Genomic DNA, 14576 nt, shown 5'->3' with positions numbered 1-14576 from the left:
TATGCGGCGGGGCCGGACGGTGACGGCCGGGGCGTACGGTCGGTCCCACGGGGGTGCGCGCCGCGCGCGTACCGGCCTGCGAGCCGTGGAGTTCCCGGCCCGTCTTCAGGCATTTTGGTCACACGGTCATCAACCGCGCTGCTAAGAAAGCTGGATGGGATCGGCGGGGCGGGCCTGAGAACAGGAAGACCGGCCCGGTGTCTTGGGCGTTGGGGGAGAGTGTGACGGAGGTACGGGGCGTACTGCGGGTCGTGGGCGGTGCGGCGTTGACGGTCACGGTCGGCGTGGCGGTGAACCAGATCCTTTCCGACGGGAAATTCAGCTGGACATGGCTGTACGCCTCGCTGGGGGTGGCCGTGCTGGCCTTGCTGTTCACAGAGGTGGCCGCCGCTCCCGCGGGCGGGGTGCGGGACACGGCGCGCGGCAGCCGGCAGGTGTATCTGCGGCAGTTACGGGCGAGCGTCCGGGACATGGAGACCGTGGGCGTCGCCACACACGGCGAGTTCGTGCTGCGGATGGACCAGGTGTACGTGGATGTCAGTCTGGCTCCGCAGGCGCTGCACGCCACCGCGGGCGAGCCGTATCTGGGGACGGTGCCCGGCGGTGCGCCTGCGGCCGGTCCGGGCGAGCGCCGGAGTCTGGAGTCGGTGCTGCGGGACGCCGAGCAGAACAGGGCGGCGCGGGTGCTGGCGGTGATCGGCGGGCCGGGGTCGGGCAAGACCACGCTGGCCCGCAACACGGCCCTGGGGCTGTGCAGGAGCCGGTGGCGGGGGCGGCTGCCGGTGCTGCTCTTCCTGCGCGACCACGCCGGGGCGCTGCTCGCCGACGAGGCGCCGGGGCTGGGCGAGGTCGCCGTCTCGGCGGGCTGGCTGGAGGGGAAGGTGTCGGCCGGCTGGCTCGAACGCAGACTCGACGCCGGTGAGTGTGTGGTGCTGCTGGACGGACTGGACGAGGTCGCCGACCCCGCGGAGCGCGGCAGGGTGGTGTCCTGGATCGTCCGGCAGACCCAGCGCCACCCCCGCAACATCTATGTGGTGACCTCGCGTCCGCATGGCTACCAGTCGAATCCGCTGCCCAGGGCCGAGGTGCTCCAGGTGCGCAGATTCACCAGGGAGCAGATCTCCCTGTTCCTGCATCAGTGGTCCTTCGCGACCGAGAGCCGGGCTCGGGCCGGCACGGGGCGCGAGGTGCGGGCGGTCGCCGACAGGAACGCGGAGGATCTGCTGGCCCGGCTGCGGGCCCGCCCGGCGCTGTACGACCTGGCCGCCAATCCGCTGCTGCTGACCATGACCTCGAACGTCCACCGCTACCGCGGTCAGCTGCCGGGCAGCCGCGCGGAGCTGTACGCGGAGATGTGCGACGTGCTGCTGCACCGCCGCTCCGAGGCCCGCGGGCTGTCCGACGCCACCAGCCTGGGCGGTCCGCACAAACAGCACATCGTCCAGCATCTGGCACTCGCCATGATGAAGGCGAAGGTCCGGGACTGGCCGGTGCGCGACGCGGTCAGGGCGATCCGCCGTCCGCTGCGGCAGGTCCCCGGCGATGTGGACCCCGAGGTGTTCCTCGAAGAAGCGCGGAAGAGCGGACTCCTGGTCGAACGGGAGCACGGCGTCTACGGCTTCGTGCATCTGACCTTGCAGGAATATCTGGCGGCCGCCCAGCTCGGCACCCCGCGCGCCGACACCGGTCTGCTGAGCGGGAACGTCAACGATCCATGGTGGCGCGAGACCATCCTGCTGTGGGCCGCCGGCAATGACGCCACTCCCGTCATCACCGCCTGCCTGGACTCCGGTACCGTCTCCGCCCTGGCCCTGGCCTTCGACTGCGCCGACCAGGCACAGATCGTCGACCCGGTCACGCGTGACCGCCTCGACGCCCTGCTGGAACCTCCCGCCCCCGGTGAGAACCAGGACCCCGCCCGCCGACGGCTGCTCGCCGGTGTCCAGGCCACCCGCACCCTGCGTGAGACCGTCGAACTCAGCGAGACCGCCGCCCTGTGCGCACGCCCCGTACCCCAAGCCCTGTACGAGCTGTTCGTCCGCGAGGAAGAAGCGGAAGGACGCCATCACCCCTCCGTCGCGAGTCCAGCCGGCGATCACGCGGACGGTGACACCGCGGTCGGGATGGAGGCGGGCGACGCCGAGCGCTTCGTCGACTGGCTCAACACCGTCACCGGCGACACCGTCTACCGGCTGCCGACACCCGAGGAGCTCCGCGACCCGGCCGCCGGGATGGTCGCCGACCTGACCCGCCACACCGTCTGGGCCCACGACGGCACCCGTACCCTCCTCCACCAGCCGCCAGGGGTGCGCTGGCCCTACACCGACCCCGGCCTCCACCACTACCGCCTCCTCCCCGACCGCCGGCAGAACGCCGACCCCGGCCGACACCGCTTCTCCCTCGTCACCGCCCCCGTCATCGACCGCCGGCGGATCGCCCCCCACCTGCGGCTCCTCCTCGCCCCACCCGAGAACCGCACGCGGATCGAGGCCTGGACCAGAGTCCTCGCCAACGCCCTCACCCGCGCTCGGGAACTCCGCGGCACACCTCACCTCGCACCACTGGAACTCGCGCTCGTTCTCTCCCTCGACCGCGACCTCGCCCACATCCGTGCCCGCACCCTCGCCCGCACCATCAACGGCGCCGACGCCATCAACGCCACCGACGCCATCAACCGCGCCCACGCCCGTGCCCGCACCGTCGCCCGTGCGCTCGGCCTCGGCTCCGACCTCGACCTCGACCGCACTCGCGACATCTCCGTCGTCCGCACCATCGCCCGCGGCCGCAGCCGCGAGCTCGCCCGCGCCATCGACGGCGACCTCGCCACGAGCAGCGGCAACGGCAACGGCAACGGCATCGACAACGCCATCGATCTCGCCCTGGTCATCGACCGCCTCCTCGTCATCAACCGTCCCCCCGACGGACTCGACCGCACCATCGATCTCGCCCGCACCATCGATCACGCCCTCGCCCTCGATCACGCCCTGGCCATGACCCTCGACCTCGCCGTCGACCTCGCTCTCGACCGCGCCCCTGGCGTCGCTCTCGACCGAGACCTCGCCATCAACCGCGACCGGGACAGGGAACGGGATCGCGCCATCGCGCTCGACCGAGATCTCGCCGTCGACCTCGACCTCGACTTCACCCTCACCCTCGACCGCGCCTACGACCCCGGCACAGCCGTCGCCCTCAGCATCGACCGCGACCTCGCCATCGACCGGGACCTCGCCATCGACCGCGCCATCAACCGCGCCCTCAACCCCGGCCGAGCCCTCAGCTCCGACCGTGCCGTCGACCCCGCTCTCGCCCTCGCCATCGACCGCGACCTCGCCCTCACGCTCGACCGCGCCTACGACCTCGACACAGCCCTCGATCTGGCCTTCGACGCACACACCGGAGAGCTGGGACTCGCTCTCGCCGCTTTCCGTGTCCTCTTCACCACGTGGACATCGCTCACCGACACCGCCCCGGCCGCGGCACTCACGAGTTTCGACTACTTCTTGAGACGTACGTCGACGGAGGGCGTTCCCCTGGAGCAGCAGCCCTCGGAAGACCCGGCCGGCACATTGCGCCAGGCCCACGACCTCCTCCGGGCGGATCATCCCCTGTATGAACAGACCCGGCTGCTGACCGGCGGCGCCCTGGAACTCCTGACCGCGATCCGTGACCGCCGGCACCCCCTCGGCACCCGGGCACCCGCCTGTATCCGCACCGCACTGCTCGCCGCCGCGGCGGCCCTGCGGAAGACGGGCGAGCATCATGAGGCGGACGAGCTGCGCCGGGTCTGGCAGAGTCTGATCGCGCACAGCACCCCCGCACCGACCGGCAACCAGATCCTTCTGCTGATCCGCACCCGCCAGTAGGCACGTCTCCAAGGCCCGCCGGGAATGGCGCGCGGCCGGTGGTCGTTGCCCTCTGTGACGAACATACGACCCGTGGAGGTACGACGTGCACAGCGATCCGGACACCGTCCGCAAGATCCTCGACGAGCTCGGCGACACATGGGCGATCGTCGGTCTCTCCTCGAACGAGCGGCGCCCCGCCCATGGAGTCGCGAAGGTCCTCCAGCGCTACGGCAAGCGGATCGTCCCCGTGCACCCGAAGGCCGAGACGGTGCACGGGGAACAGGGCTATCCGTCCCTCGACGCCATTCCGTTCGACGTCGACGTGGTGGACGTATTCGTGAACAGCGACCTGGCGGGCGCGGTCGCGGACGAGGCGGTGACGATCGGCGCGAAGGCCGTCTGGTTCCAGCTCGACGTGATCGACGAGGCGGCATACGAGCGCACCCGCGCGGCAGGCCTCGACATGGTCATGGACCGCTGCCCGGCCATCGAGATCCCCAAACTCGCCTGACCACTGCCCCGGGGCCGGACCCGGCACGGCCGACCACCGCCGCCACCGACGCTCCGGCTCAGACGCCGAGGCCCTCCAGGATCACCGCGCCGGGCAGGTCCGCGAGGGACTTGCCCGGGACGATCAGTTTGCCGCGGCGGCGGCCGCTGCCGATGAGGATCCACTCCGTGTCGAGCACCGCGGAGTCGATCAGCAGCGGCCAGCTCACGGGCAGTCCGATCGGGGTGATACCGCCGTACTCCATGCCCGTCTCGCCGACCGCGGTGTCCATCGGGGCGAACGAGGCCTTCCGTGCGCCGAGTTGGCGGCGGACCGCGCCGTTGACGTCGACGCGGGTGCGGGAGAGGACGACACAGGCCGCGAGCGTGGTCTCGCCGCCGCGCCTGCCCGCCACGACCACGCAGTTGGCCGAGTGGTCGAGCAGTTCGGGGCCGTAGTGCTCGGCGAAGACCGCCGTGTCCGCGATCGCCGGGTCCGTGTCCACGTACACCAACTGCTCGGCCGGCACATCGCCCCGCCATGCGCGTACGGCGTCCGCCACGGGCGGGGTCAGCAGGTCGAGGCAGTCGGGGGCGGGGACGGCGTTGTCGAAATGTCCGAGAGGAGCGCGCATGGATCTCACGCTAACAGCCGCCCCGGGACGGACCGGCCGGTCACCTCACGACCGGCCCGGCACCCTACGACCGGCCGGTCACCTCACGACGGACCCGGCACCTCACGACCGGCCCGGCACCTCAGCGCACCGGCGGGATGGAGATGGCCATGACCAGCTCGCAGATGTCCGCGCCGTCGTTGCGGTAGGTGTGCGGGACGTTCGCCTCGAAGGTCGCGGACGCGCCGGCCGGTACGGGGTGCGGCTCGCCGTCCACGACGAGGGTCAGCTCGCCCGCGGTCACATGGATCAGTTCGGTCGTGCCTGGCGGATGCGGGTCGGAGGAGCTGCCGTCACCGGGCATCAGCGCCCAGGACCACATTTCGAGCGGCCCGCGCGCCTCGGCGCCGATCAGCAGGGTCGTCCGGCTGCCCGCCGGGGTGGACCACATCCGTACGGCCTGGCTCTCGGGCACGACCCTGACCTGCGGTCCCTGCTCGTAGTCGAGGAGGGTGGTGATGGAGACACCGAGCGCGTCGGCGAGCTTGACCGTGGTGCCGACGCTCGGGTTCGTCCGTGCCTGCTCGATCTGGATGATCATTCCGCGGCTGACCCCGGCGCGGGCGGCCAGGGCGTCGAGGGTGAAGCCCCGTTCGCCTCGCCAGCGTTTGAGATTGCGTGCCAGCGACTGTGTGAGCTGATCGAGGTCAGACACATTCCGTCCAAGATATGCGATGAGGCGGTTCAACGGGCCGCACTACGGTGTGGTGCACCCAGTCGTTCATCGCACTGTACTGCGAGGTCCTTCCTGACCGCGCTGTCCGCCCTGGTCACCGGCGCGCGCCTCGACAGCGCCCGCGCCGGTCGCGTACGTCAGGACGGGCGCTCCAACTCCCCCAGTGCCAGAAGCTGTTCCGGCGTGATGCCCTCCGGGATCGGCACCGGCGCGGGGGTGCGCAGCGGCGGATCCCAGCCGCGCTCGGGGTCCCAGCTCCGTACGACCCGCGCGGGCGCCCCGGCCACCACCGTGTGGTCGGCCACCTCTCCCCGTACGACGGCGCCCGCCGCGACCACCACATTCCGGCCGAGCCGCGCGCCGGGCAGGATCACCGCGCCGGTGCCGAGCCAGCAGCCGGGCCCTATCTCCACCGGTTCCATCCGGGGCCACTGCTTGCCGACGGGCGTCTTCGGATCGTCGTAACTGTGATTGGTCGACGTGATGTAGACATACGGCCCGCAGTAGGTGTCCGCGCCGATGGTCACCGTGGTGTCGGCGATCACATGGCTGCCCCGGCCGAGGACCACCCCGTCGCCGAGCGTCAGCACCGTCCCGGGGCCGAGGTCGAGTCCGGGCATCATCCCCGCGGTCAGGGTGACGTGTTCGCCTATGACGCAGTGTTCGCCCAGCTCGATCCACGGCTCGCCGAAGACCGTGCCCTGCGGGAAGGCGAGCCGGGTGCCGGTGCCGATCCGGCGGAAGCGCAGCCGTCCCGGGCGCTCGGCGCTGACCGCGCCCGTCTCCTGGATCCAGCGCCAGCCGTCCTGGACGGCCCGGGAGAGAAGACGGCGCCGCCAGGAGGTCAGCGATGAGAACGTGTTTCTCTTCTTCGGCACCCACCTCACCGTAGTCGGCGGGCACCGGCCGAACCGGGCCCTTCCCTGTGACGTTCACCCCACGACGCCCCTCACGACACCCGCCGCGCACGGCCTCGTACCACCCGTACAGCGACCCTTGTTGGCCGAAACCCGTTGACCACTGGGCACGTTGAGTCCGTGTGAGGCCATCCCGGACGGCTTCCCGGGAGCCGAACGGGCAGCATGTGCCTCGGATCGGGCAGGGCAGGCCCGTACGACAGACCCCATAACGGTCATCGCCACTTATCACGCCACCGCCGCCCGGTAGGTGACTTCGGGACGAACTCCCCCGTTGTGCGGGCTCCGGCCTTTCCACGGCCTTCCGCGCCACTCCGCGTGGTTAGCATGAGCGCCACATGTGGTGCGGAAGATCGCCGTCCCCATCGGTGTCCGATCCCGCCCGTGCGGCCGAACCGCGCTGGTCGGCCGGTCTGTTCCCCCCGCACTCAAGTACCGAGGGACCGCGGAATGTCAGTGCCTGTCGCCCCCAGCCCGCGCCGCATACGCACCACACGGTCGTCACTCGCCGTACCCCTGACGGTGGTGGTGGTGACCGGGGCGGTCGCGGGCGCGGTGGCCGCGTCGGCCCCCGCCGCCGCCCGTGCCTGGGTGGCCGCCACCGTCGCGGTCGCCTGGGCGTGTGTGGCGGTCGCCGTCGTCACGGCCGCGCTGCTGGTGCGCCGCGGCCGGCGCGGTACGGCCACCGCGGAGGGCGAGATCAGGACGGCGCGGACGCGGCTGGCCCAGTCCGGCGCGGAGGCCGCGCATCTCCTGAACGTCACGCTGCCCGCCGTGATCAAGAGGCTCCGCGACGGCGCGAGCGCCCCGGAGACACTCGCCGCCACCCCCGCGCCGTCCGATCCCCAGCTCCGCCGTGTCCTGGAGATGTTCACCGCCGAACTGGCGGACTCCGAGGGGCGCGCGGCCAAGGCCGCCGCCGACAGCGCGACCGCCCTGAGCCGGCTGGCCCAGGCCGCCGACGATCTGGATCTGCTCACCACGAGGACACTCCCCGCCGCGCTCGGCGGGCTGCGCTCGGGCGGCTCCGCCGACACGGTGCTCGGCAGGATCGATCCGCCTGCCGATCCGCGGCTGCGGGTCCTGGTGGACACGGTGGTACGGCAGTTCGCCACCAGCGAGCGGCGCGCCGCCGCCGCGCAGGCGGCCAGCGCCAAGGCACTGAGCCGGGTGCAGGCGAAGGCGGTGAGCATGCTGGCCGATCTGCGGGAGATGCAGGACCGGCACGGCGAGGAGGTCTTCGGGGATCTCCTCAAGCTCGACCACAACACCTCGCAGCTCGGACTGCTCACCGACCGGCTGGCCCTGCTGATGGGCGGACGCGCGAGCCGCGCCTGGAACAAGCCGATCGGCATGGAGAGCATCCTGCGCGGCGCGGTGGGCCGGATCTCCGCGTACCAGCGGGTGCGGCTGCACTGCTCCAGCACCGCCGCGATCGCCGGGTTCGCCGCCGAGCCGGTGATGCATCTCCTCGCCGAACTCATGGACAACGCGGCGAACTTCTCCCCGCCCATCGACGAGGTGCATGTCTATGTCGAGGAGCGCACCGCCGGGCTCGTGGTCACCATCGAGGACAGCGGGCTGAAGATGGCGGACGCCGCGATGCGGCGCGCCGAGGAGTCCGTGTCGGGGCGGGTCACCGACCTGGCGATGCTCCAGGGCACCCGGCTCGGTCTGGCCGTGGTCGGCAGGCTGGCCGCCAAGTACCACATCAGTGTCAACTACCGGCCCTCCTCACGCGGTGGCACGGGTGTCGTGGTGCTGTTCCCGCCGCAGGTCATCGCCCAGCAGCGGGTGCTGACCAACGAGCAGTCGCTACGGCGCCCGGCGCCGGAGACGACGCTGCCCGCCCCCGCCGGACCGGCGGCCGCCTCCACGCCGCCCTCACCGTCGTCCCCTTCGTTCCCGTCCTCACCGTCCCACTCGTCCCCCACGGCCGACCCCACCCCGACCGGCCGGATCCCCGCCACCCCGCCCGTCCCCGGGGACGGACCCAAGGTGGCCACGCCCAACGGACTGCCGGTGCGCCCCCCGGGACGCACCATGGCCGCGGCCGACCGCGGCAGGCCGCACCCGGACAGCGAGTCCGGCGAGACACGCCCCAGCCGTGACGCGGGCTCCCAGTTCGGGGCCTTCCACCGCGCGCGCCGCGCCGCCGACAGCCCCTCGGGGGCCGGGGACGCGTCCGCGACGGGAACCTCCGCGGCCGGCGGCCCGTCCGAGTCCGCGGGCCCTTCCGGAGGCGGCGACGTCCCCGGCACTCCGGCCGGCTAGGGCCCGCGCTCTCCCCGTACGGCGCCCGGGGTATCGGCGCCCACCCCCACCCGAACGCGAGATTGGAGGCACGGGCTGGTGACCGGTTCACCGGTGAGCAACACCCGCCCCACGCACACCATGCAGCAGACCACTGACAACAGCCTGACCTGGCTCCTTGAGAACCTCCTGGAACGCACCCCCGGTACGCGGCATGCCCTGGTGCTCTCCCGTGACGGGCTGAAGCTCTGCTGGAGCCGCCATCTCACCCTCGATCAGGCCGATCAGCTCGCCGCCATCTGCTCCGGTATCCAGGCACTCGCCCAGGGCGCCTCGGTGGAGTTCGGCAACGGCACCGGCGGCGTACGGCACTCGATGACCGAGTTCCACGGCGGTCTGCTCTTCATCGTCGAGGCCGGCGACGGGGCCCATCTCGCGGTGGTGGCCGAGGACGGCGCCGACCCGGGTGTGGTGGGCCATCAGATGACCGAGCTGGTCGAGCAGATCGGTGAACATCTGCGGGCCGAGCCGCGTACTCCCCTCCAGGAGAGTTCACCGTCATGATCCGCCGGCCCGTCGACATCGGGGATCCGGACCGGCTGTACACCGTCACCGGTGGCCGCAGCCGGGCCGACGACGACTCGTTCGACCTGGTCACCCTGATCGTCAGCGAGTGCGAACCGACGGCGGGGATGCAGTCGGAACATGTCAAGATCCTCGGACTGTGCCGCCATCCCACCGCGGTCGTCGAGATCTCCGCCGAGCTGAAGCTGCCCATCACGGTGGTACGGATCCTGCTCGGCGATCTCCTCGCGACGGGCCGGATCACCGCTCGGCACCCGCGCGCCGCGCGCACCGCCGAACTCCCCGACTCCGCCCTCTTGAAGGAGGTGCTCCTTGGACTCCGCAACCTCTGAACTCCCGGCCCGTACTCCACTGGCCGACGCCGCCGAGACCGGGCTGAAGATTGTCGTCGTGGGCGGATTCGGGGTCGGAAAGACCACCCTCGTCCGCTCGGTCAGCGAGATCCGTCCGCTCAACACCGAAGAGGTGATGACCCAGGCCGGGATCGGTGTCGACGAGACGGCCGGGCTGACCAACAAGACCACCACGACCGTGGCCTTCGACTTCGGCCGGATCACTCTCAACGAGCTGATGGTGCTCTATCTGTTCGGAGCACCCGGGCAGGAACGGTTCTGGTTCCTCTGGGACCGGCTGTTCTCCGGCACGCTGGGCGCGGTCGTCCTGGTGGACACCCGGCGGATGAGCGACTCCTGGTACGCCATCGACCGGCTCGAACACCACCGGACCCCGTTCGTGGTCGCCGTCAACCGGTTCGACGACGACATCTCCGCGTTCTCCCTGGACGAGATCCGTCAGGCGCTCTCGCTGCCGGACCATGTCCCGCTCATCGACTGTGACGCCCGGGTGCGCTCGTCCGGCAAGAACGTCCTGATCACCCTTGTGGACCACCTCTACGAACTGGCCATGGCCCGGGAGATGACACCATGACCGACCCCACGGGCTCCGGACCCGACCGGACCCCGCCCCCCGAATGCCCCGCGCACGCGGGGGCCGTGCCGCTCAGCGGTCTGGAGTACCAGCAGACCCCGTCCCAGCTCTACCGCACCCTGCGCAGGGAGCACGGCGCGATCGCGCCCGTCACGCTCGACGGCGGGATTCCCGCCTGGCTGGTACTCGGCTACTCCGAGGTCTCCTATGTCACGAGCCACGACGAACTGTTCGCCCGTGACTCGCGGCGCTGGAACCAGTGGGAGTCCATCCCCGCCGACTGGCCGCTCATGCCGTTCGTCGGCTACCAGCCGTCGGTGATGTTCGCGGAGGGGCCCGAACACCAGCGGCGGGCCGGGGTGATCACCGACGCGCTGGAGGCCATCGACCAGTTCGAGCTGGCCCATATCTGCCGGGAGATCGCCGAGGGGCTCATCGACGCCTTCGCCGGCAGCGGTCAGGCTGAGCTGATGGCCGCGTACGCGCACGCCCTGCCGATGCGGGCCGTGGTCCAGCTCTGCGGAATGCCCGCCGACGGTGTGGACACCGACGATCTGGTGCGCGATCTGCGGATCTCGCTGGACGCCGACGAGGGGGACGACCCGGTCGCCGCCTATGTGCGGGTCATGGAGCGGATGCAGCGACTGGTCAAGGACAAGCGGGACAGTCCCGGCTCCGACCTCACGTCGCGGATGCTGGGCAATCCGGCCGGACTGACGGACGAGGAGATGGTGGTCGATCTGATCACCGTCATCGCCGCCGCCCAGCAGCCGACGGCCAACTGGATCTGCAACACCCTGCGTCTGCTGCTGACCGACGACCGGTTCGCGCTGAATGTGTCCGGCGGACGTCTCAGCGTCGGGCAGGCGCTGACCGAGGTGCTGTGGCTGGACACCCCGACCCAGAACTTCATCGGCCGCTGGGCGGTGCGCGACACCCAGCTCGGCGGCCGGCACATCAAGGCGGGCGACTGTCTGGTGCTGGGACTGGCGGCGGCCAACACGGATCCGCAGATCTGGCCCGAGGGCCCTGTCGGCGCGGAGAACTCCGCGCACCTCTCGTTCAGCAACGGGGAGCACCGCTGTCCCTATCCGGCTCCGCTGCTGGCCGATGTGATCGCCCGTACCGCGATCGAGACGCTGCTGGAGCGGCTGCCCGACGTGGTGCTGTCCGTGGAGCCGTACGAGCTGACCTGGCGGCCCTCCATCTGGATGCGGGGGCTGACCGCGCTGCCCGTGAGCTTCACCCCCGTCGTGCAGTAGCGGCCGGCCTCCCGCCCGTCGTGCGGTGACGTCAAGTCCGTCGTACGGCGGTGGGGCAGCGGCGGGACGGGCGGCGGCCCGTCGGGAGCGGCCGGGGCCCGGCCCCGGCCGCCGGGCCCGGGGCATGCCCTCGGGCCCGGCGGATGCCTTCATGCCGTGACGGGCGTGAACTCCACCGGCAGTGTCTGCGGTCCACGGGTGAACACGCCCCGCTCGACCGGGTCGAACCCGTCGGCGAGCCGGACGTCCGGCATCGCGTCCAGAAGCTGGCCGACCCCGATCTGGACCTCCGCCTTGGCCAGCAGCGCGCCGACACAGAAGTGCCGGCCCAGTGCGAAGGCGAGATGGTCGGCGGCGGCGGAGAAGGCCGTCGTCGTGGTCAGGTCCTCCCGGAAGATGTCGAAGCGGTCCGGCTCCTGGAAGCGGGAGCCGTCGCGGTTGGCGGAGCCGATGAGACAGGTGACCGTGGCGCCGGCCGGTACGGTACCGCCGCTCAGCTCGACGTCCCGTGCGGTCTGACGCATGATCATCTGTACCGGCGGGGTGTACCGGAGCGTCTCCGCGAAGGCCCGGTCGATCAGGGTGCGGTCCTCCCGTACGGCCGCGAGCTGGTCGGGGTGGGCCAGCAGATTCGCGAAGATGCTGGCGATGGCCTTGTCGGTGGTCTCGCCGCCCGCGGCCAGGAGCAGGCTGCAGAAGGCCTTGATGTCCTCGTCGCTCATCCGTACGCCGTCGACCTCCGCGGCACAGAGCGTGGAGAGCAGATCGTCGCCCAGGTTCTCCCGCCGGTCACGGATGACCGGGAACATGTACTCGGCGAACTCGATCCTGGTCCGCTCGCCCGCCGCCGTGACCTCCGCGTCGCCGGACAGATTGCCGAGGAAGGCGATGACCGCCGTATACCAGCCGTGGAACCGGTCGTGGTCGGCCTTGTCGAGCCCCAGCATGTCGGCGATGACATGGACGGGGAAGCGGGTCGCGTAGGACTCCACCAGGTCCACGGAGCCGGTGTGCCGGAACCCGTCGATCAGTTCGCGCGAGTTGCGCTCGATGACCGGCAGGAACTTCTGCTGGAGATCGCTGCCGCGGAAGGCCGGGGCGACCAGCGCCCGGCGCACGGAGTGCTCGCGCCCACTGAGCTGAAGGATCGTTTTGCCATGGACGGGCTCGATCTGCCAGTCGTAGTTGTCGGTGGTGAAGACCGACTCCTTGTCCTTGAAGGCGCGCTCGACATCCTCGTATCGCGAGATGATGTAACTCTGCGTGGCCTCGTGCCAGATGAGCGGGGCACTGTCCCGCATCACCCGGTAGGCCGGATAGGGGTTCTCGGCGAACTCGGGCGACAGGATGTCGGGGACCTGCTGTGCGGTGGCCATGAAGCTCCTTGTTCGGTACCAACCCGATCGGTAACGGGCAACGCGCTTAAGGCTATTGATCATCCGTCATCAGAAATAGCCAACTCCTGGCCGACCTGCTGGACGCGTCCGAGGGGAGATCGCCTACGGTGCCTGTACGCACGGCCGGGACCGGGACACCCGGAGAGCGAGGAGAGACGGTATGACGGAACAGGCACTGATCAGGGGCGTGGGCGGCAAGGAGCCCGCCGTCGACCCCTCGGCGTTCACGGCGCCGACCTCGGTCGTACTGGGCGAGGTCCGTGTGGGCGCGGGGGCGAGCGTCTGGTACCACGCCGTGCTCCGGGCCGATCACGCGCCGATCACCCTGGGTGCCGGAAGCAATGTCCAGGACAACTGCACCCTCCATGCCGACCCGGGCTTCCCGCTCACCGTCGGCGAGCGCGTCTCGATCGGTCACAACGCCGTGCTGCACGGCTGCACGGTCGAGGACGAGGTGCTGATCGGGATGGGCGCCACGGTCCTCAACGGCGCGCACATCGGCGCGGGCTCGCTCGTCGCGGCGCAGTCGCTCGTACCGCAGGGTCTGCGCGTACCCCCGGGTTCCCTGGTCGCGGGCGTGCCGGCCAGGGTCAAGCGTGAGCTGACGGAGGAGGAGCGCGCCGGGATCAGACGCAACGCGGCGGGGTACGCCGAGACGGCGAAGATCCACCGCGAGGCGTACGAGAGCTGAGAGACGCCAGGGATACGGCGGTGGCCGGGCGGGCACGCGGGCCGGGAGGACGACCGCCCGACCGACCGCCGGGCGCGTTTTCCGGTCAGTCCCCGGCGGGTACGGCGTCGGGCTCCCCGGCCGGCTTGGTCACGCTCTGTGCTGTCGGTGCCGTCTCCGGCTCGGCCGGCGGCTGCCCGGCGGCCTTCTTGGCGCGGTTCCGTACGACGAGCATGGAGCCGATCCCGAACAGCACGGCGAGCACCAGACCGAGCCAGGAGAAGCGCTTGAGCCAGGCCTCGGCGACGACACCCACCGAATAGATGACGGCGGTCGTGCCGCCCGCCCAGACGATTCCGCCGAGCACATTGGCGATCAGGAACTTCCAGTACGGCATCCGCAGCACGCCCGCGAGCGGTCCCGCGAAGATACGGAGCAGGGCGATGAAGCGGCCGAAGAAGACCGCCCACATCCCCCACTTCTCGAACGAACGCTCCGCCATGGCGACCTGTGGCTCACCGCAGTGTCTGGGGAACCGTACGGCGAGCCAGGCGAGCAGCGGCCGGCCGCCCTTGCGGCCGATGGCATAGCCGATCGAGTCCCCGATGATCGCACCGGCCGTGGCGCAGGCGGCGAGGATGTACGGATCGATGTCGCCGTGCTGGGAGGCGAGGAGCGCCGAGCTGACGAGGACGATCTCACCGGGCAGCGGGATACCGAGGCTTTCGAGGCCGATCACCACCCCGACCAGGAGATAGATACTGACCGGGGGGATGGTCTCGAGCCACTCCTGGACGTGCAACGCCGGTTCCTTCCGTACTTCCGTGACCGGATTCCTCCGACCGTCCACGGGCGGCTGCCCGGCGCGCGCGGGCGCACGC

13 protein-coding genes are annotated in these 14576 nt (G+C 70.9%); 8 read left to right on the top strand and 5 right to left on the bottom strand.

Annotated features, from left to right (window positions below; genetic code table 11):
- The first annotated feature begins 221 nt into the window (after nucleotides 1-221).
- Both ACWGDX_RS16200 and ACWGDX_RS16195 read left to right on the top strand, forming a co-directional pair.
- Complete coding sequence (locus ACWGDX_RS16200) at nucleotides 222-3863, top strand: NACHT domain-containing protein (RefSeq protein WP_453626062.1); 3642 nt, start codon at nucleotides 222-224, stop codon at nucleotides 3861-3863.
- 85 nt (nucleotides 3864-3948) lie between these two features.
- Nucleotides 3949-4356 carry a CoA-binding protein gene (locus tag ACWGDX_RS16195; protein ID WP_453626060.1) on the top strand — a complete coding sequence of 136 codons (408 nt, stop codon included), beginning with the start codon at nucleotides 3949-3951 and terminating at the stop codon, nucleotides 4354-4356.
- Between the two features lie 58 nt (nucleotides 4357-4414).
- Here ACWGDX_RS16195 and ACWGDX_RS16190 read toward each other — a convergent pair whose 3' ends face one another.
- The 3 genes from ACWGDX_RS16190 to ACWGDX_RS16180 all read right to left on the bottom strand — a co-directional run bounded on the left by ACWGDX_RS16190 (nucleotide 4415) and on the right by ACWGDX_RS16180 (nucleotide 6562).
- Complete coding sequence (locus ACWGDX_RS16190; protein ID WP_453626058.1) at nucleotides 4415-4969, bottom strand: YbaK/EbsC family protein; 555 nt, start codon at nucleotides 4967-4969, stop codon at nucleotides 4415-4417.
- A 121-nt stretch (nucleotides 4970-5090) separates the two neighbouring features.
- The gene (locus ACWGDX_RS16185; protein ID WP_363081198.1) at nucleotides 5091-5663 is read right to left on the bottom strand and encodes a helix-turn-helix domain-containing protein; all 573 of its coding nucleotides are present in this window, start codon (nucleotides 5661-5663) and stop codon (nucleotides 5091-5093) included.
- 158 nt (nucleotides 5664-5821) lie between these two features.
- Nucleotides 5822-6562 carry an acyltransferase gene (locus ACWGDX_RS16180; protein ID WP_363081199.1) on the bottom strand — a complete coding sequence of 247 codons (741 nt, stop codon included), beginning with the start codon at nucleotides 6560-6562 and terminating at the stop codon, nucleotides 5822-5824.
- Nucleotides 6563-7051: 489 nt separating this feature from the next.
- Here ACWGDX_RS16180 and ACWGDX_RS16175 point away from each other — a divergent pair, with 489 nt between their 5' ends.
- The 5 genes from ACWGDX_RS16175 to ACWGDX_RS16155 all read left to right on the top strand — a co-directional run bounded on the left by ACWGDX_RS16175 (nucleotide 7052) and on the right by ACWGDX_RS16155 (nucleotide 11628).
- On the top strand, nucleotides 7052-8875 hold the full coding sequence (locus tag ACWGDX_RS16175) for a sensor histidine kinase (protein WP_453626055.1): 1824 nt from the start codon (nucleotides 7052-7054) through the stop codon (nucleotides 8873-8875).
- Between the two features lie 120 nt (nucleotides 8876-8995).
- On the top strand, nucleotides 8996-9418 hold the full coding sequence (locus ACWGDX_RS16170; RefSeq protein WP_363081201.1) for a roadblock/LC7 domain-containing protein: 423 nt from the start codon (nucleotides 8996-8998) through the stop codon (nucleotides 9416-9418).
- Entirely contained in the window at nucleotides 9415-9771 is a 357-nt protein-coding gene (locus ACWGDX_RS16165) for a DUF742 domain-containing protein (protein WP_363081202.1), read from the top strand. Before ACWGDX_RS16170 ends, ACWGDX_RS16165 begins: the two co-directional genes overlap by 4 nt.
- Nucleotides 9752-10366, top strand: a complete 615-nt coding sequence (locus ACWGDX_RS16160) for a GTP-binding protein (RefSeq protein ID WP_382855424.1) — start codon at nucleotides 9752-9754, stop codon at nucleotides 10364-10366. The genes ACWGDX_RS16165 and ACWGDX_RS16160 overlap by 20 nt, the downstream gene beginning before the upstream one ends.
- The gene (locus ACWGDX_RS16155) at nucleotides 10363-11628 is read left to right on the top strand and encodes a cytochrome P450 (RefSeq protein ID WP_453626052.1); all 1266 of its coding nucleotides are present in this window, start codon (nucleotides 10363-10365) and stop codon (nucleotides 11626-11628) included. Before ACWGDX_RS16160 ends, ACWGDX_RS16155 begins: the two co-directional genes overlap by 4 nt.
- Nucleotides 11629-11777: 149 nt before the next feature.
- Here ACWGDX_RS16155 and ACWGDX_RS16150 read toward each other — a convergent pair whose 3' ends face one another.
- Nucleotides 11778-13004 carry a cytochrome P450 gene (locus ACWGDX_RS16150; protein WP_453626050.1) on the bottom strand — a complete coding sequence of 409 codons (1227 nt, stop codon included), beginning with the start codon at nucleotides 13002-13004 and terminating at the stop codon, nucleotides 11778-11780.
- A gap of 181 nt (nucleotides 13005-13185) precedes the next feature.
- Between ACWGDX_RS16150 and ACWGDX_RS16145 the strand changes: the two genes are divergently transcribed.
- Nucleotides 13186-13716 (top strand): gamma carbonic anhydrase family protein, encoded by a 531-nt coding sequence (locus ACWGDX_RS16145; RefSeq protein WP_382855415.1) that lies wholly within the window; start codon nucleotides 13186-13188, stop codon nucleotides 13714-13716.
- 85 nt (nucleotides 13717-13801) lie between these two features.
- Here the strand turns inward: ACWGDX_RS16145 and ACWGDX_RS16140 are convergent, their stop codons facing one another.
- Complete coding sequence (locus ACWGDX_RS16140; RefSeq protein WP_453626193.1) at nucleotides 13802-14497, bottom strand: DedA family protein; 696 nt, start codon at nucleotides 14495-14497, stop codon at nucleotides 13802-13804.
- Between the last annotated feature and the right edge of the window lie 79 nt (nucleotides 14498-14576).

This window comes from Streptomyces sp. NPDC055025, from assembly GCF_053608565.1.
This window is presented reverse-complemented; position numbering and strand designations above follow the sequence as displayed.